Source organism: Diaphorobacter sp. JS3051 (assembly GCF_015832135.1).
GTDB lineage: Bacteria > Pseudomonadota > Gammaproteobacteria > Burkholderiales > Burkholderiaceae_C > Diaphorobacter > Diaphorobacter nitroreducens.
In genome coordinates this window covers 1080418-1098503 of sequence record NZ_CP065406.1, presented here as the reverse complement: position 1 = coordinate 1098503, position 18086 = coordinate 1080418, and the positions used below count along the sequence as shown (strand labels likewise).

The following is an 18086-nucleotide window of genomic DNA, read 5'->3' as shown; positions in this document are numbered from 1 at the left end:
TCCTCAAATAATAGCTGCCAGCGCTTGATTGTGATGATTTCCGAAGGGTTTTCTTCTGAAATACACCGCGGGGAAAGCGTGGGCAGCTATTCAAATAATAGCGCCAATCCGGCCATCAGCGCCCACCGCGCGCCGACAGCGCCAGCGAACCGCGTGCGGTAGCCGGCCGCGCCGTCCGCACGGGGGCCGGCTTGCGCTGGGCGGGGCGGGCATCGCGCCAGCGCATGGCCCAGCGTTCCACGGTGTAGTACGACAGCGCCGCCAGCGCCGCCGAGATCAGGAAGCCCAGCACCACCACGGCCGGCCACGGCAGGTCGGCGCGCAGGTAGCGCACCACGGGGTAGTGCCACAGGTAGATGCCGTACGACAGCTTGCCCACCAGCATCAGAGCCGGTGCACTCAGCATCTGGTGCAGCGCGCCGCGGTGCTGCTGCACCGCCAGCAGCACCACCAGGGCGGCGCATTCCACCACTGTCATGCCCCAGAGCATGGCGTTCATGTCGTCCCAGGACTGGGCCATCAGCAGCGGCACGGCCAGCACCACCCACATGAAATGGTGCAGCCGCTGGCGCAGCGCCTGGAACCAGGCGGGTTGCTCGTGCAGCAGCGTAGCCAGCAGGCTGCCGGCCAGCAGGCCCGTGGCGCGGGTGTCGAAGCGGAAGAAAATCTCGTAGAACTGCTGGCCCTGCGCCACCCACAGCACGCGCCAGGCCCACGCCAGCACCAGCAGGCCCAGCACCGGGCGCCACAGCGCGCCGCGCGGCGTGAAGCGCGCCAACACCACGAGGAGCGGTGGCCAGACCAGATAGAAGTGCTCTTCCACCGACAGCGACCACATGTGCAGGAGCGTGTCGGGGCTGTCGAAGAAGGCGATGCCGTAGTCGGCCAGGTACAGCAGGGACACCAGCGCGTCGGAATACACGTCCGTGAGGTCCGGCCACAGCAGCGGCGCGAACACGCAGTACGCCCCCAGGAACAGCGCCAGCGCGGGCATCAGGCGGAAGAAGCGGCGGCGGTAAAAACGCCAGTAGTCCAGCCGGCCGTTGCTTTGCAGTTCCTGCAGCAGCAACGAGGTGATCAGGAAACCGCTGAGCACGAAGAACAGGTCCACCCCGTAGAACGCGCCGTCGAACAGTGGCGCATGGGCGTGCGACAGGATCACCAGCAGGATCGCCACGCCGCGCAGTCCGTCCAGTGCGCTGTTGTAGGCCAGGCTCGGCGCGCGGCCGTCATGGCTGAGGGGGTTCACCCGGGGGTTGTCCATTTTGTCTGCCAAAACGCGGCACCTCCATTGCTGGGCAGGCCTGGCGCCCGCCGTGTTCATCACCAATCACATCCCGACCCGGAATGGGCTTGTCGCCAGTCCAATGCGCTGCCCAGGCCGTGCCTGGCCGCATTGCGCTGGCTGGGAGTGGTCGACACTGCCAGCCGTCCCTGAGGACGGCGCGGCACCCTTCGCTCCTGTGTCGGGAAGGCAGGCCGTGAAAGCGGTCCTGCGGTCGTGGGCACGCGCTGCGTGCCGCGCCGGATCTGCGCCCGGCCGTCCGATTTTAGGGGCCGTCCATAGGCGGCGGGTTACCAAATGTCGCTACCAATTCAGGGGGATGACTTTCGGGTGAGTGCGAAGTTCCGTTGCAAGCCACCGTGGCGTGACCGCGGGCACGCGGGGGCCCATGGCGGAGACGGTGAAATTGTCTTTCCGGTTACCATCAAAGGGTTAACCCTGATGATGCGTTCGCCCCAGCGGACGCTTTTTCTTTTCTGCAAGCGGCCCTTCGCGGGCCTCGTACACTGGCCCCACAAGGGCCTTCAATGAAGGAGAGCTTATGTTCCGCAGAACCGTTCTTGCCGCTGGCGCAGTCCTGGCCCTGGCCGCAGGCGCACCCACGATGGCGCTGGCCAAGGATGCCTGGCCGGTCAAGACCATCACGCTGGTGCAGCCCTACGCACCCGGCGGCACCAGCGACATGCTGGCGCGCATCATCGCCAACGAGCTGGAAAAGCGCATCACTGCCAGCGTGATCGTGGAAAGCAAGGCCGGTGCCAACGGCAACATCGCCACCGCCTACGTGAGCCGCGCCAAGCCCGACGGCGGCACCTTCCTGGTGGGCTCCAGCAGCCCGGTGGTGATTTCGCCCACGCTGTACAAGAACGTGCCCTACGACCCGGTGAAGGACCTCACGCCCATCACCCCGCTGGCCAAGGCGCCGTTCCTGCTGGTGACGGGCGCCAACTCGGGCATCAACTCGGTGGACGAGCTGCTCAAGCTCATCAAGGCCGACAAGATCAACTTCGGCTCGGCCGGCGCGGGCTCGCCCCAGCACATGATCGTGGAGATGTTCCACATGCAGGCCAAGGCCAAGACCATGCACGTGCCGTACAAGGGCTCCGCGCCGCTGGTGCTGGCCGTGATGTCCAACGAAGTGCAGTACGCCATCGACAACCCCGTGCCGCTCAAGCCGCAGATCGAGGCCGGCAAGATCAAGGCGCTGGCCATCACCAGCAAGACCGCCTCGCCCAAGTTCCCGGGCGTGAAGCCGCTGGCGGAGCAGGGCTTTCCCGGCTTCGAGGCCGAGCCCTGGTACGGCATGATCGGCTCCAAGGGCCTGCCCAAGGACCTGGCCGAGCGCATGAACAAATACGTGCGTGAGATCCTGGCCCAGGAGAACGTGAAGCAGAAGATCTCCGACCTGGGCGCCGAGGCCTATGGCCTGAGCACGGCCGACTTTGCCAAGCTGATCGCCGCCGATATTCAGAAGTGGGGTGCTGCGGTCAAGGCATCGGGCGCTACGGCGGACTAACCGCATGCAATAGGTGACAAAAAAGGCCGTGAGGATTCACGGCCTTTTTTGCGTCTGACGCCCACCGGTCAAGCGCGGGCAGCTATCAATCAATGAGTGCTGCTACTGTCCCGGAGCCTCCAGGGCGAACAGCGGCACCTGCGCCTGGCGGCTGAGCCACAGGCCCCCGCCCATGTCGATGAAGTGCCGCGCAAGGCCGCGGCGGTACAGCGACGCGCGGTGGCGGTACAGGCGCGGGTCGGTCAGGTCTTCGTCGATGATGTCGCGCTCGTAGTCCTCGCGCGTGACGGCCTCCAGGTACAGCGCGCCGCGGCACAGGCGCCCCAGGTTGTCCAGCGCGCGCGCCAGGTCCTGCGTGCCCAGGTAGGGCAGCACGCCCTGGCAGATCACGAAGTCGAAAGGCTCGCGCGCCGTGTAGTCCACCACCGAGCCGCGCTCCCACCCAAAACGCTCGCACAGGTAGGGGCTGTATTCCACGCCCTGGTAGAGCGCACCGGGCAGGTGGTGCTGCACCATGTCCCGCCACAGGCCGATGCCGCAGCCCACGTCCAGCACCCGTTCCACGGGCACGCGCAGGTAGTGCAGATAGCTGCAGACGAAGCTGCCCAGCCGCTGCGCATGGCCGGGGTCCACCACGCTGGTTTTCTTGTCGAAGTAGTAGCGCTGGTAGTACGCCTCGTCAAACCACTGCTCACTCGCCGATTGCACGCATGCTCCTGAAGAAGGCGGCGCCGGGCTGGTACCGCTCGCCGGGAGTATGGACCAGTCCATCGCGATGGCGGGCGGTTGCCATGGGGGGCTCCCCGGTGTGCCGCGCGTACTGCGGCGTCTATATTGCGCGGCAGTGCCGTATGAGAACCCGATGAAAGGAGCGCCCATGTCCGCCGGAGACTGGAAAGACCTGTACGCCGCCGCCTCCGCGGGGGATTTGGCCCGGGTGCGCTATCACATCAGCGCGGGCGTGGATCCCAATTACCAGCATCCCGAGGTGCTGTGCACGCCGCTCGTCGCCAGCCTGGTGCAGGGCCACGATGCGGTGGCGCGCTACCTGCTGGAGCACGGGGCGGATCCGCACCTGCTGTCGGAGTTCGACGGGCTCACGCCGCTGCAGGCTGCGCTGCGCCATGGCCGCGGTGAGCTGGCCGCACTGCTGCGCAGCCGGGGTGCGCGCGACGTGCCGCCGCCCAGGCGCGTGGCAGCGTGGCGGCGCTGGCTGCCGTTGTAGCGCACGGGGCGTAGCGTTAAGGCGTTTTGTGCTGTAGCGCTTGCTGATAAAGCGCTGCCAGCTATTAAAACAGCAGTAATCAACCTCGCGCAGCGGCCCCGCGGCGCTGGCGCAGGCTCTGCCAGCCCAGCAGCGCCAGCACCACCGCTACCATGGGCAGCATGCCGGCGTTGATGCCGCCCCAGCCGACGCTGTGCAGCAACTGGCCCGAGCCGAAGGACGCCACGGCCACGGTGCCGAAGACCAGGAAGTCGTTCAGCGCCTGCACCTTGGCGCGCTCGGACGGGCGGTGGCAGTCGGCCAGCAGGGCTGTGGCGCCGATGAAGCCGAAGTTCCAGCCCACGCCCAGCAGCACCAGAGCGCCCCAGAAATGGGTGAGCGCCAGTCCCATCAGCGCCAGCAGGCCCGACGCGGCAATCAGCACCAGCCCCAGGCCCGTTACGGCGCGCTTGCCCCAAAGGGCGATCAGACGGCCGGTGAAGAAGCTGGGTGCGAACATGGCGAGCACATGCCACTGGATGCCCAGGGCGGCTTCGCCCACGCTGTGGCCGCAGCCCACCATGGCCATGGGAGCGGCCGTCATGAGAAAGGCCATCAGCCCATAGCTCACCACGCCCGCGATCGCCGCCACGACGAACTGCGGCGTGCGCGCGATCTGCGACAGCGGCCGCGCGCCATGCGACTCGGCACGCGGCGGCGCGGGCGGCAGGCGCAAGGCCAGCAGCAGCGGCAACGCCAGCAGCGCAAGCGCGGCCTGGCTGTAGAAACTGCCCGCGAACGGCGTGGCGGGCAGGCTGTCGCGCGTCCAGATCACCACCTGCGGGCCAATGATGGCCGCGATCAGCCCGCCCACCATGACCCGCGATATGGCGCTGGCGTGGCGCGTGGTGTCGCCCACCGCGTCGATCGCTGCGAAGCGGTAGCTCTGCACGCAGGCGCCGTAGAAGCCCGCCAGCGTCGTGCCCAGGCAGAACAGCAGGAAGTCCGACTGGCTGATGCCCCAGGCCGCGATCAAGCCCGACAGTACGCCCAGCACCGCGCCCAGCAAATAGGCCGTGCGGCGGCCCGCGCGGTGCATGAGCCATGCCGCGGGCAGGGTAGAGAGGGCCAGGCCCAGCTGGTACAGGCTCACGGGCAGCGTGCTGGCGGTAGGCGTGCTCGACAGCATCTGGCCCACCAAGCCTCCGAGCGAAATGATGATGGGGGGCGAGGCGCCACCCAATGACTGGGCGGCGACCAGTAGGCCAAGATTGCGGCGTTCAAGAGCGGTGGAAGAGGTCTTCATGGGCGGGAGGCGGCGAACAGGACGCCTATTGTCTTCGCTGGATGTACGGTTCCGGGATAGACCATGCATCATTTTTCGCGGTAGATGACGCGATAAAGGATGCAGATGGTGGCATGAAGAGGGTGGGTTGTTGCAAATGAGCCCAGTTGAAGATAACTGCGTTGAAAGGGCCGGATTTTTGTGCTCTTTTGCTGAAGGTTGCGGATGTGATTTGCCTGCTTATTGGCGGAAATTGATTGGTGATAGATGCTTTTTGTTGAAAGAAAAGGATTTTTAAGGGGCGTAGAATCCGCGGCGAATTTGCTTGGCTTTCTTGGCATGCTCCCCTCCTGTTCCTCTCACCCCCCTGACGCTCCAGTGCTGCAAGTGCGGCAGGTGCGCCTGCGCCGCGGGGTCACGCAGGTCTTTGACGGGCTTGATCTCACGCTGGCCGAGCCGCGCATTGGACTGATCGGCCACAACGGCGCAGGCAAGACCAGCCTGCTGCGGCTGTTGTGCGCGCTGGAGGTGCCCGACGAAGGCCAGGTGCTGTCGCACGGGCAGGACTTGCACGCACTGCCGCAAGGGCAATTGCGGGCCCAGCGCGTTGGCATGATGTTCCAGAACCCCGACGATCAAATCATCTTTCCCACGGTGGAAGAGGAGCTCGCCCTGGGCCTGCAACCGCAGGGCCTGTCCCGGCGTGATGCGCTGGCGCGCGCCCGCGCCTTCCTGGCCGAACGGGGCCTTGCCGACTGGGCCGCGCGCGCGGTCGGGGCGTTGAGCCAGGGCCAGCGCCAGCACGTTTGTTGGCTCGCATTGCTGCTCGCCGGGCCGCGAACGCTGTTGCTGGACGAACCCTTCGCCAGCCTGGACCTGCCGGGGCAGGCACGGCTGGCCGATGACATTGCCGCCTGCGGGCGGCAGGTGGTGGTGTCCACCCATGTGCTGGAGCATGTGCGCGACTACCCGCGCGTGGTCTGGCTGCATGAAGGCCGGTTGCAGGCGGACGGCCGCGGCCACGATGTGTGCGCGGCGTATGAAGCCGCCGTTGCCCAACAGGTGGCGCGGGCCCGCGCCGCGGCGGGCATGCCACATGCCCGTATGCGCGCCGCGGCCTGAGCGAAGGATGCACCGCCATGGGTAGCCTCTACAGCGAACACCTCACCTGGCTGCACCGCTGGCCCGCGGGGTGCAAGCTGGCCGGCATGGCGGTGCTGGGCACGTTGCTGTTCGTGCTGTCGGCGCCGGGGGCGTTGGCGGCGGTGGGCGTGGCGTGCGCACTGTTGTGGTGGAGCCTGGGGCCGGCCACGCGCGTGGCGCGCCGGCTTATCGTGTCGGTGCTCATCGCCGCGGCGCTGGTGGCGGGCTTTCACCTGTGGATGGGACGACCCGAGGTGGCGGCGGTGAGCGCGCTGCGCCTGGCCTGCGCCTCCACGCTGGGGGTGGCGCTCACCGTGAGTACGCGTCCCACGGACTTGCTGCAGGTGCTGGATGCGCTGCTGCGGCCCCTGGCGCGCCTTGGCCTGCGGCCGGAGCGCGTGTCGCTGCAACTGGCGCTGATGCTGCGGTTCACCGAACATTTCTTCGTGCAGTGGAAGAAGCTGGACGAAGCCCACCGCCTGCGCACCGGCCGCGCCGGCGGCCTGCGGCTGATCGCGCCGCTCACCGTGCAGATGCTGCAGGGGGCGCAGCGTGTGGCCGATGCCCTCTACGCCCGTTTGGGCGGCTGACTATTTCTGTTTTTTCTTGTCGACCCAAGGAGTTGTATGACTGCTGCCATATCCCGCAAGGCCTCCCACTCCATGGCGCTGGTGGCGCTGTTCGCCGCGCTCATGGCCGTGATGGGGCTCATTCCCAAGATCGACCTACCGCTGGGCGTGCCGATCACGCTGCAGTCGCTGGGCGTGATGCTGGCCGGCTGCCTGCTGGGCGCGCGCCGGGGCTTTCAGTCCATGCTGCTGTTCCTGGCGGCCGTGGCGGCCGGCCTGCCGCTGCTGTCGGGCGGGCGGGGCGGCCTGGGGGTGTTCATGGCGCCGTCGGCCGGCTACCTGGTGGGTTACGCGCTGGCGGCAGGGGTGACAGGCGCGCTGATGCGCACACTGCCGCAGGGCACGGCGCTGCGCACGGCCGCGAGCGCGTTCATCGCTTCCGTGCTTGGCGGGCTGGTCTTCCTGCATGCCATGGGCATTGCCGGCCTCGTGCTGCTGGCGCAGATGCCGCTGGACAAGGCCTTTCTGGCGGACCTGGTCTTCGTGCCCGGTGACCTGGTCAAGTGCGCGCTCTGCGCGGTGGTGGTGCATACCGTGGCCAAGGCGCTGCCAGACTGGCCGTTTGGTGGGCGCGAACGTTGAACACCCACCCTTGCAAGCGGCAGGCGCTGGCGCCCCTGCCGCAACTGCTGACGGGCGATGCGCTGCCCGATCTGTTCGAGTGGGTACATGGCCCCCTGGCGCACTGGGCCCGCACGCGGCCGCACTCCCTGGCGCTGGCCAATGAAACCACCCAGTGGGACTTCGCGACGCTGCACGACCGTGTGCAGACGCGGGCGCGCTACTGGGATGCGCAAGGCGCGCCGGCCACCGTGCTGCTGCCCGGTGATGCCGGCACGCTGGAGGGGGTGGTGGAATTCCTGGGCGTGATCGCCAGCGGGCGCTGCGCGGCGATGGGCGATCCCCAGTGGCCGGCGGGTGTGGCCCGGGCGGTTGCCGGGCGGCTGCCTCTGGGCTCCGGAGCCCCGGCAGCGGCCACGCCGCAGTCGCCTTTCTACGTGGGCTTCACCTCGGGTAGCACGGGCCTGCCCAAGGGCTTCATGCGCCACCACCGCTCCTGGGTGGAGAGCTTTCGCGTCAGCCTGCAGGACTTTGGTGTCGCGGCGGCCACGCGCGTGCTGGCGCCGGGCCGCATGTCGCATTCGCTGTTCCTGTTCGGCGCGCTGCTGGGCCTGTGGACGGGCGCTGGCGCGGTGCTGCAGGAGCGCTTTTCCGCGCCGCGCGCGCTGGACACCCTGCGCGCGGGCGGCGCGCCCTTGCTGGTGGCGGTGCCCAGCCAGCTTGTGCTGATGCTGCAGTGGACCGAGCGGCGGCAGCTGGCACCTATCGAGGGGGTGGAGCTGGTGCTGATCAGCGGCGCGCGCTGGCTGCGCGAGCGCACACCCGCGCTGCGCCGGTTGTTCCCGCGCGCACGCATCGTGGAGTTCTACGGTGCATCCGAGGCCAGCTACGTCGCCTGGATGGATGCTGAGCCGGGCGCACCGGCCCAGGCCGTGGGCCGGCCGTTCAGCAACGTGGACCTGCACATCGGCCCCGATCCCCGCAGTGCCGCGCTGCCGCAGGGCGTGCCGGGGCTGATCTGGGTGCGCAGTCCCATGCTGTTCATGGATTACGTGAACGCCGCCGACGGCACCGCCGCCCTGCGCGAGGGCGACTGGCTCTCGGTGCGCGACATGGGTTACGTGGACGACAGCGGTTTGCTGCACCTGTGCGGTCGCGAGAACCGCATGCTCGTCACCCAAGGCAAGAACCTGTTCCCCGAGGAAGTGGAGGCGCGCCTGCTGGCCCACCCACAGGTGGCGCAGGCCAGCCTGCAGGGTGTGGCCGACGGCCTGCGCGGCCTGCGTGTGCAGGCGGTGCTGCAGTGGCAGGGCGACGCGCCGCCACCCGGATCGCTGGAGCTGGCGGCCTGGTGCCGCGCGGTGTTGGAGCCTTACAAGGCGCCGCGCCACTGGTGGGTGTGGGTGGGCGACTGGCCGCAGACGCCCAGCGGCAAGACCGACCACACAGCCATCGCCCGCGCGCTGCAGGCACCGTCGCCCTCGCTGGAGCGCTGGCGGTGAACGCTATTCCCATATTGGCCTGGGCGCGCACGCCGGTGGCGCCGGTCGGCGGGCCGCTCGCGGCCTGCCAGCCGCACGATCTGGCGGCGCCGTTGGTGGCGCGCATGCTGGCGGATGCCGGGTTGCCGCCCGAGGCCGTCGATGCCGTGGTGCTGGGCAACGCCCTGGGCGCCGGGGGCAACCCCGCCCGCATGCTGGCGCTGGCGGCCGGCCTCCCCGAGGGCATTCCCGCCGTGACGCTGGACAGCCAGTGCTGCGCGGGGCTGGATGCCGTCACCCATGCCTGCGGTCTGCTGGCGCTGGGCCAGGCCGATGTCGTGGTTGCCGGCGGGGCCGAGGCGTGGAGCCGCGCACCCCTGCGCATGCACCGGCCTCTGCAGGCGGAGGAGGCACCGGTGCCCTATGACCGGCCACCCTTCACGCCCTGGCCCGCGCGCGACCCCGACATGCTGCTGGCCGCGCTGGACGGCGCGCGGCGCCTGGGGCTCACGCGCCACGCGCAGGATGCGTACGCCATGGCCAGCCACGCGCGCAGCGTGGCGGCGCGTGCTGCCATGGCCCATGAAATCGTGCCGCTGCGGGGGTTGGCGCACGACGCCTACCCGCGCCTGTTGAGCGCCGCGCGTGTGGCGCGCATGCCTGCGGTGGCCAGCGGTCAATCGGTGGACGACCAGGATTGCAGCCTCAGCACCGTCGCCGTGTCGCCCAAGGCGGACGGCGCGGCCCTGCTGCTGTTGGCCACGCCCTCGGCCTGCGCGCGCTGGGGCGTGCGGCCGCGTGCGCAGTGGCGCGGCAGCGTCAGCGTGGGTGGCGCGCCCGAGTCGCCCATGCTCTGCGCCGTCGACGTGGCACGCGCCGCGCAGCAACGCTGTGGCTGGGATTGGGCGGCTCTGGAGGCGCTGGAACTGCACGACGCCTTTGCGGCGCAGGGCCTGGCGTTCTGCAATGCGCTGGGCTTGCCGCTCGGTGCCATCAACCGGGGCGGGGGCGGCCTGGCGCGCGGGCACCCCATCGGTGCATCGGGCGCCATTGCGCTGGTGCGCGTGCTGGCGCAGATGGCGCAGCGGCAGGGTGCCGACCGCACCGACCGCACGCTGCGCGGCATGGCGTGCATTGCGGGTGCGGGCGGCCTGGGGGCGGCCACCTGGGTGGAAATACCGGAGTGAGAATGACCGAACCCCTGACGATGCCTGTGGCGCAGGACGCCTTCGAGACGCTGGCGCAGGCGCGCCATTCCGTGCGCGCCTTCCTGCCGCGGCCCGTGCCCCTCGCGCTGCTGGAGCGGTTGCTGGCTGCGGCGCGGCTGGCGCCCAGCGGGGCCAATCTGCAGCCGGGTCGCTTCTGGGCCGTGGAGGGCGCGGTGCGCGAACGCCTGAGTGCCGCGCTGTGCCAGGCGTGGCGCGACCAGGTGCCTGAGGCCGAGGACTATGGCTATTTCCCCCGCCCCATGCCGCTGGCATTGCGCAAACGCCAGGTGGCAGCCGCGCAGGCGCTGTACGGGGCGCTGGGTGTGGCGCGCGGCGACGGCGCGGGTCGGGCCACGCAGTTCGAGCGCAACTACCGCTTCTTCGATGCACCCGTGGCGCTGATCGTCACCATTGACCGCGGGTTCGGCGCAGGTGGCTTCATGGACCTGGGCATGTGCCTGCACGGACTGATGCTGGCCGCGCAGTCCCAGGGGCTGGCCAGCTGTGCCATTGGTGCGCTGGCGAGCTACCCGCAGGTCGTGCGCGACGCGCTGGGCCTGCCTGCCAGCGAGGTGGTCGTGTGCGGTATGGCGCTGGGCTGGGAAGACGCGGGCGCACCCGTCAACCGCACACGCACCGAGCGCGAGGCGCTGGAGCGCTACTTCACCGTGCTGCGCTGAGGCAATGCGGAACACGTTCCCTCGCGTGTCGTGAGCCCCACCTTTTCTGCGGCCTGCTGCGTTGCAAAACGGTCGCGATGGTGATGGCGGGGCTTTGCGTGCGAGGTGCGTCTCCTCGCAGCGCAGGGCGTACCCTCGTGCCGACTTATTCAGTATTTGACGGCGCCGGGCCGTCGCGCGGTCTTACGACGCTGTGCCACGGCGCAGCACCAACAGGTCGATATGCGGCTGCACGCCCAGCCGCACAGCGAAGCCGGCCCACAGGCCCGCGCCCGCGCTCACGAACAGGCGCATGCCGTCCACGTCGTATTGCCCGCGCACGAAACCGTTGTTGAACGGAGCGACCAGCCAGCGGTCCATGCCGCTGATCAGCCCGCCGTGCGTGTGGCCCGAGACCTGCAGGTCCACGCCGTGCGCGGCGTTGTCGCGCGCGAGCTTGGGCTGGTGCGCCAGCAGCAGGTGGAAGTCGGCCTGCGCCGCGCGCGCCTGCCGGGCCACCGCGGGTACATCGGGGGGCACGCCCTCGGGCACGCGCGGGTCGGCATTGTGGTGAGAGGTGCGGCCGTAGACCGGGTCGCCCACGCCGGACAGTGCCAGACGCGCGCCATTCACCTGCAGCACCTGGGTCTGGTTGGCCAAGACGCCCAGGCCCAGGCGGCGAAATTCCGCCATCCAGGCGTCGTAGCCGCCGTAGTACTCATGGTTGCCGGGCGCGGCCCATACGCCGTGCGGTGCGCGCAGTTGCGCCAGTGGAGCTACGAAGGCGGCGCTGCTGCCTACGTCGCCATCCACCAGGTCACCGGGCAGCACGATCAGGTCGGGCCGCGCCGCGTGGGTGCGCTCCACCACGCTCTGCACGTAGGCGGTATGGTTGATGGGGCTCGCGTGGATATCCGCCAGCACGGCCACACGCAGGCCATCCAGGGCCTCGGGCAATTGCGGCAGGTGTACCAACTGTTCACGCACCGTGGGCGGCTGCAGGCCCTGCGCCGTGCCAAAGCCCGCCGCGCCCAGCGCCAGCGCCACGGCGGTGCCGGTCAACCGCCTGCCGCGCAGCCGCAGGTGCCATGTGTCGCCCCCGCCCATGAGCGCGGCGGCCCGCGCCGCGAGCCATGCGGCATCACGCGCCAGAAGAAAAGCAATGATCAGCACCAGCGTGCCCAACACCCAGCCGCCGGGCACCTGCAGATAGGCCAGCGTGGCGTAATCCATGGCGCCGGCCTGCAAGAGCTTGAGCAGCAGGGCCGGTGTCACGCCCAGCAGGGCGGTCAGCGCAATGGCCACCAGGCGCGCCCGGCGCGACATGCCGCGCACGGGCCCCCAGAGCCAGACCGCCAGCAGCGGAATCACCAACGCAGCAAGAGACACCATGGAAAGCCGGGGATGCAAAGAAGAAAGCGGCACCGACGTATGGGGCCGGCGGGGGGGCGGCGCGGCGACAAAAGGGTGCGCCCCGCCGGCCGAGAACGTGCGCAGGATAACGGTCCTTTTCAATGCCTTGCAGGCGGTGGGGTACTGGGCGGTGTCCCGGCCCTAGGGCGTATCCCAAGAGACGTGGGGCGTACCCTGCGCTACGGTGGCTGTGGGATTCCCACCGGCCCGCGCGCCAGCAGGCGCCGGGGTTTCGCGCCGCAGCGGCGCACTTCCATCGTTTGCCATACCCATGAACCTTCACCAGAAACTGCTGCAGCGTGCCCGGCAAGGGCGTCCCATCCGCATTGGGCTGATCGGCGCGGGCAAGTTCGGCGCCATGTACCTGGCGCAGGTGCCGCGCATGCCGGGCGTGCACCTGGTGGGCATTGCCGATCTGTCGCCGGCCAACGCCCGCGCCAGCCTGGCGCGCGTGGGATGGGCGCCCGAGCAGTCGGAGGCCGCGTCTGCCCAGCAGGCGCTGGAGCAGGGCACGACCTGGATCACCGAGGACTGGCAGGCCCTGGTGCGCCACCCGCAGATCGAGCTGATCGTCGAATGCACGGGCAACCCGCTGGCGGCGGTGGACCATATCCTCGACGCCTTCGCCCACGGCAAGCATGTGGTGAACGTGACCGTGGAGGCCGACGCTTTCTGCGGCCCGCTGCTGGCGCGCAAGGCCCAGGCCGCGGGCGTGGTCTATTCGCTGGCCTACGGCGACCAGCCCGCCATGATCTGCGAGCTGGTGGACTGGGCCCGCACCTGCGGCTTTCCGGTGGTGGCGGCCGGGCGCGGGCACAAGTGGCTGCCGCATTTCTGCGAATCCACGCCCGAGACGGTGTGGGGCTACTACGGCCTGACGCCCGAGCAGGCGCAGCGTGGCGGCCTGAACCCCAAGATGTTCAACAGCTTCCTGGACGGGTCCAAGCCCAGCATTGAGAGCACGGCCGTCTCCAACGCCACGGGCCTGGCCGTGCCGAGCAATGGCCTGCAATACCCGCCCGCCAGTGTGGAGGACATTCCCTACGTCACGCGCCCGGTGGGCGAGGGCGGAGTGCTAGAGAAAAAAGGCATGGTGGAAGTGATCTCGTCGCTTGAGAAGGACGGCCGCCGGATCCCCTACGACATCCGCATGGGCGTGTGGGTCACGGTGGAAGGCGAGACTGACTACATCCGCCACTGTTTCGAGGAATACAACGCCCACACCGACCCCACGGGCCGCTACTTCACGCTGTACAAGCGCTGGCACCTCATCGGGCTGGAGGTGGGCATGTCGGTGGCCAGCGTGGCGCTGCGCGGCGAGCCCACCGGCGTGCCCCAGGGCTGGAACGCCGATGTGGTGGCCACGGCCAAGCGTGACCTGCGCCCGGGCGACCTGCTGGATGGCGAGGGCGGCTACACCGTCTGGGGCAAGCTGCTGCCGGCTGCGACGTCGCGCAGCCTCAGGGGCCTGCCGCTGGGCCTGGCGCACAGCGCGCGCGTGGTGCGCCCGGTGGCAAAAGGCCAGGCATTGTCCTGGGACGATGTGGAGATGGACACCACCACCCACGCCTATCGGGTGCGCCGGGAGATGGAGGCCATGTTCCCCGCCTGACCCTGGTGCGGCACGGGTGCCTGGGGGCTGGGATAATTCCCGCCCCTATGCCCCTCACGATCACCTTTCCCGAGCAACTCCCCGTTTCCAGCCGCCGTGACGAGATCATGGCGGCCATGGCCGAGCACCAGGTCATCATCGTCTGCGGCGAGACGGGCTCGGGCAAGACCACGCAGCTGCCAAAAATAGCGCTGGCCCTGGGACGCGGCAAGTGCAATGCGCCCGAGGGCACGCGCGGGCGCCTGATCGGCCACACCCAGCCGCGGCGCATTGCCGCCAGCAGCGTGGCCAAGCGCATTGCCGAGGAGCTGAACACCCCCTTGGGCGAGGTGGTGGGTTACAAGGTGCGCTTTCAGGACACGCTGCAAAAGGGCGCTTCGGTCAAGCTGATGACCGACGGCATCCTGCTGGCCGAGACGCAGACCGATCCGCTGCTCAAGGCCTACGACACGCTCATCATCGACGAGGCGCACGAGCGCAGCCTGAACATCGATTTCCTGCTGGGCTACCTCAAGCAGATCCTGCCGCAGCGGCCCGATTTGAAGGTGGTCGTGACATCGGCCACCATCGACGCGGAGCGCTTCGCCAAGCACTTCGAGGGCAAGGCCGGTCCGGCGCCGGTCATCATGGTGTCCGGGCGCACCTATCCCGTGGAGATGCGCTACAAGCCCTTTGAAGAAAAGAAGGACTTCGACCTCAACGATGCCATTGCCGACGGCGTGGACGAGTTGTGGGCGGGCGGCAAGGGCGGAGACATCCTCGTCTTCCTGCCCGGCGAGCGCGAGATCCGCGAGGCGGCGGACCACCTGCGCAAGCACCTGCAGCACTCGCCAGTGCTGCGGAACGCCGAGGTACTCCCCCTGTTCTCGCGCCTGTCGCAGGCCGAGCAGGACCGCATCTTCGACGGCCACACCGGACGGCGCATCGTGCTGGCCACCAACGTGGCCGAGACCTCGCTCACCGTGCCGGGCATCCGTTACGTCATTGACGCAGGTACGGCGCGCGTGAAGCGCTATTCCTTCCGTAGCAAGGTGGAGCAGTTGCTGGTGGAGCCCATCAGCCAGGCGGCGGCCAACCAGCGCGCCGGGCGCTGCGGCCGCGTGGCCAACGGCATCTGCATCCGCCTGTACGACGAGGCGGACTTCCACCAGCGCGACCGCTTCACCGACCCCGAAATCCTGCGCTCGTCCCTGGCGGGCGTCATCCTGCGCATGAAGTCGCTGGGCCTGGGCGACGTGGTGAACTTCCCGTTCCTCGAGGCGCCCTCGGGCCGTGCGATCGCCGACGGCTATCAACTGCTGCAGGAGTTGGGCGCCGTGGACGAGCGCGGCAATTTGCTGCCCATGGGCCGCGAACTGTCGCGCCTGCCCTTGGACCCGCGCGTGGGCCGCATGATCCTGGAGGCCCGCACCCGCGGCGCCGTGGCCGAGGTGCTGGTCATTGCCTCGGCCCTCAGCGTGCAGGACGTGCGCGACCGGCCGCTGGAGGCGCAGCAGCAGGCCGACCAGCAGCATGCCAAGTTCGACGACGAGAAAAGCGAGTTCACCGGCTACCTGCGCCTGTGGAAGTGGCTGCAGGATGCGCGCGGCGGCAAGATCGTCGCCAAGACGCGCAAGGAGATGGCGGCCCAGACCGCCCCCGCGGCCCAAGCGCGCAACACGGCCTTCCTGCCCGTCGCACAGCGCAGCAGCGGCGCGCAAGCGGAGGCCGCAGGCGAGGAGCGCCTGGCGCAGTTTCACCCCGCCGATGCGGAGGAGGCCACACACAAGCTCAGCAACCGGCAGTGGGAGCAGTTGCTGCGCCAGAACTACATCAACATCCGCCGCGTGCGCGAGTGGCGCGACATCCATTCGCAGCTGCTCACCGTGGTGCGGGAGCACCAGTGGCAGGTGAACACCGAGCCCGCGGGCTACGAGGCCGTGCACCTGTCCATGCTGTCGGGCCTGCTGGGCAACATTGGTTACAAGGCCGAGGAGAGCGAGGCCTACCTGGGCGCGCACGGCATCAGGTTCCACCCGCACCCGGGCGCGCACCTGTCCAAGAAGCCCGGCCGCTGGATCGTCGCAGCCGAGCAGGTCGAGACCTCGCGCCTGTACGGCCGCGGTATCGCGGCGATCGAACCGCAATGGCTGGAAGAGGTGGGCGGCCATCTGCTCAAGAAGCAGCTGCTGGACCCGCATTGGTCCAAGAAACAGGCCGACGTGGTGGCGCTCGAGCGCGCCACGCTTTACGGCCTGGTGGTCTACAGCGGCCGCCGCGTGAGCTATGGCCGCGTGGATCCGTACGAGGCGCGCAACCTGTTCATTCGCCAGGCGCTGGTCGAGGGCGAGTGGGAGACGCATTGGCCGTTCCTGGGCGCCAACCTCAAGCTGGTGCGCAAGGTGCAGGAGCTGGAGCACAAGAGCCGCCGCCAGGACGTGCTGGTGGACGACGAGCTGATCTTCGCCTTCTACGACCAGCAGATTCCCAAAGACGTGTACAGCGGCGCCACGTTCGACAAGTGGTTCCGCAGTGCCGGCAAGGAGAACGCCGGCCTGCTGCTTCTCAAGCGCGACGAGCTGATGCGCCATGAGGCCGCGGGCATCACCACCGACAACTTTCCCAAGACGGTGAAGCTGGGCGGCGTGGACTGCACGGCCAGCTACCTGCACAGCCCCGGTGACGCGCGCGATGGGGTCACCGTCACGGTGCCGCTGTTCGTGCTGAACCAGGTGAGCGAGGAGCGTGCGGAATGGCTGGTGCCCGGCATGCTCAAGGACAAGATCCAGGCGCTGCTCAAGAGCCTGCCGCAGCGCCCGCGCAGCCGTTTCGTGCCGCTGCCGGAAAGTGCTGCGCGGCTGGCGTCGCTGTTCACCGAGGAAGAGCGTTGGGCCCAGGGCAGCTTGATCGACACGCTGCTCAAGCAAGTGCGCGATGAAACCTCGCTCGACGTGAAGCGCGCGGACTTCAAGCTGGACATGCTCAGCCCGCACCTGTTCATGAACTTTCGCGTGACGGATGAGCACGGCCGCCAGCTCGGCCAGGGACGCAACCTGGGCGCGCTCAAGGCGGAGTGGGGGAGCAAGGCTCGTGGGGCGTTCCAGGCGCTTGCTTCATTAAAGATAGCTGGTGGCGCTCACCAGAAGCCAGACTCCGGTGAAAAACCATCTGAAACCAAGGAAAAACGGGCGCCAGCAGCTATCAAAAAAGAACCACTCGTCGGCGCGCCCGCGGCCCGCAAGGCCGATGCCCGCTACGAGGATTGGAGCTTTGGCGAACTGCCCGAGCTGATGGAAATCGCCAAGGGTAGCCAGACGCTGATCGGTTTCCCCGCGCTCATCGACCACGGCGATGCGGTGGGCATCGAGGTGTTCGACGAACCCGAAGTCGCCGCCGCGCGCCACCGCGTGGGCCTGCGCCGGCTGTTTGCGCTTCAGATCAAGGACGCGCTCAAGTACCTGGAAAAGAACATCCCCGATCTGCAGAAGATGGCTGTGGCCTTCATGCCGCTGGGCACGCAGGAGGAGCTGCGCGCACAAATCATCGACGTGGCCATCGACCGCGCCTTCCTGCAAGAGCCGCTGCCCAGCAACGAGGCCCAGTTCAAGCAGCGCGTGCAGGACGGGCGCGGGCGCCTCACGCTGATCGCCAACGAGGTGGCGCGCATGGCGGCGGCCATCCTCATCGAATACGCCGCCACGCAGCGCAAGATCAAAGACACCAAGAACGCTCCCGAGGCCACGGCCGACGCGTCACAGCAGCTGCAGCGCCTGATGCCCAAGCAGTTCATCGCCGCCGCGCCCTGGGCGCAGCTGCAGCACTACGCGCGCTACCTCAAGGCCATCGCCACGCGCCTGGACAAGTACCGCGCCGACCCGGCACGCGATGCCGCCAAGCTCAAGGAACTGCAGCCGCTGGAGCAGCGCTATTGGCGCCTGGTGGCCGAGCGCAAGGGCCAGGTGGATGCCCGCATGCAGGAGTACCGCTGGATGCTGGAGGAACTGCGCGTGAGCTTCTTCGCGCAGGAGTTGCGCACGCCGTATCCGGTCAGCGGCAAGCGGCTGGACAAGGTCTGGTCGCAACTGGTGTCTTGAGGGGCTCTCGCGCGGGG

The 18086-nt window shown here is 68.7% G+C and carries 15 protein-coding genes; 10 read left to right on the top strand and 5 right to left on the bottom strand.

Annotated elements, in window-relative coordinates; genetic code table 11:
* Positions 1-115: 115 nt before the first annotated feature.
* Positions 116-1264 carry an acyltransferase gene (locus I3K84_RS05195; protein ID WP_196995639.1) on the bottom strand — a complete coding sequence of 383 codons (1149 nt, stop codon included), beginning with the start codon at positions 1262-1264 and terminating at the stop codon, positions 116-118.
* Positions 1265-1826: 562 nt separating this feature from the next.
* Here I3K84_RS05195 and I3K84_RS05190 point away from each other — a divergent pair.
* Positions 1827-2801, top strand: a complete 975-nt coding sequence (locus I3K84_RS05190; protein WP_011805532.1) for a tripartite tricarboxylate transporter substrate binding protein — start codon at positions 1827-1829, stop codon at positions 2799-2801.
* A 102-nt stretch (positions 2802-2903) separates the two neighbouring features.
* On the opposite strand, the gene I3K84_RS05185 is transcribed toward I3K84_RS05190, so the two are convergent.
* Positions 2904-3509 (bottom strand): trans-aconitate 2-methyltransferase, encoded by a 606-nt coding sequence (locus I3K84_RS05185; RefSeq protein ID WP_123676377.1) that lies wholly within the window; start codon positions 3507-3509, stop codon positions 2904-2906.
* Positions 3510-3678: 169 nt separating this feature from the next.
* On the opposite strand from I3K84_RS05185, the gene I3K84_RS05180 reads away from it, so the two are divergent.
* Entirely contained in the window at positions 3679-4026 is a 348-nt protein-coding gene (locus tag I3K84_RS05180) for an ankyrin repeat domain-containing protein (RefSeq protein ID WP_011805530.1), read from the top strand.
* A 79-nt stretch (positions 4027-4105) separates the two neighbouring features.
* Here the strand turns inward: I3K84_RS05180 and I3K84_RS05175 are convergent, their stop codons facing one another.
* Positions 4106-5311, bottom strand: coding sequence for an MFS transporter (locus I3K84_RS05175; RefSeq protein WP_196995638.1), 1206 nt, complete (start codon positions 5309-5311; stop codon positions 4106-4108).
* 68 nt (positions 5312-5379) lie between these two features.
* Positions 5380-5631, bottom strand: coding sequence for a hypothetical protein (locus I3K84_RS05170; protein WP_196995637.1), 252 nt, complete (start codon positions 5629-5631; stop codon positions 5380-5382).
* Between I3K84_RS05170 and I3K84_RS05165 the strand changes: the two genes are divergently transcribed.
* Genes I3K84_RS05165 through I3K84_RS05140 form a run of 6 tightly spaced genes read left to right on the top strand, consistent with a single transcriptional unit; the run spans position 5630 to position 10992 of the window.
* Positions 5630-6412, top strand: a complete 783-nt coding sequence (locus I3K84_RS05165; protein WP_196995636.1) for an energy-coupling factor ABC transporter ATP-binding protein — start codon at positions 5630-5632, stop codon at positions 6410-6412. The two genes, I3K84_RS05170 and I3K84_RS05165, sit on opposite strands and share 2 nt — an antisense overlap.
* Positions 6413-6429: 17 nt before the next feature.
* Positions 6430-7023, top strand: coding sequence for an energy-coupling factor transporter transmembrane protein EcfT (locus I3K84_RS05160; protein ID WP_196995635.1), 594 nt, complete (start codon positions 6430-6432; stop codon positions 7021-7023).
* Positions 7024-7059: 36 nt separating this feature from the next.
* Positions 7060-7644 carry a biotin transporter BioY gene (locus I3K84_RS05155; RefSeq protein WP_011805526.1) on the top strand — a complete coding sequence of 195 codons (585 nt, stop codon included), beginning with the start codon at positions 7060-7062 and terminating at the stop codon, positions 7642-7644.
* Positions 7641-9125: an AMP-binding protein gene (locus I3K84_RS05150; protein ID WP_196995634.1), complete on the top strand. Its 1485-nt coding sequence runs from the start codon at positions 7641-7643 to the stop codon at positions 9123-9125. The genes I3K84_RS05155 and I3K84_RS05150 overlap by 4 nt, the downstream gene beginning before the upstream one ends.
* Positions 9122-10291, top strand: coding sequence for a thiolase family protein (locus I3K84_RS05145; protein ID WP_196995633.1), 1170 nt, complete (start codon positions 9122-9124; stop codon positions 10289-10291). The genes I3K84_RS05150 and I3K84_RS05145 overlap by 4 nt, the downstream gene beginning before the upstream one ends.
* A gap of 2 nt (positions 10292-10293) precedes the next feature.
* Positions 10294-10992: a nitroreductase gene (locus tag I3K84_RS05140; RefSeq protein ID WP_196995632.1), complete on the top strand. Its 699-nt coding sequence runs from the start codon at positions 10294-10296 to the stop codon at positions 10990-10992.
* A gap of 183 nt (positions 10993-11175) precedes the next feature.
* Here I3K84_RS05140 and I3K84_RS05135 read toward each other — a convergent pair whose 3' ends face one another.
* Complete coding sequence (locus I3K84_RS05135; protein WP_196995631.1) at positions 11176-12363, bottom strand: metallophosphoesterase; 1188 nt, start codon at positions 12361-12363, stop codon at positions 11176-11178.
* Between the two features lie 292 nt (positions 12364-12655).
* Between I3K84_RS05135 and I3K84_RS05130 the strand changes: the two genes are divergently transcribed.
* Together I3K84_RS05130 and hrpA are read left to right on the top strand one after the other, a co-directional pair.
* Positions 12656-13996 (top strand): NAD(P)H-dependent oxidoreductase, encoded by a 1341-nt coding sequence (locus tag I3K84_RS05130; RefSeq protein WP_135147813.1) that lies wholly within the window; start codon positions 12656-12658, stop codon positions 13994-13996.
* 47 nt (positions 13997-14043) lie between these two features.
* Complete coding sequence (gene hrpA / locus I3K84_RS05125) at positions 14044-18069, top strand: ATP-dependent RNA helicase HrpA (protein ID WP_196995630.1); 4026 nt, start codon at positions 14044-14046, stop codon at positions 18067-18069.
* The last annotated feature ends 17 nt before the right edge of the window (positions 18070-18086 follow it).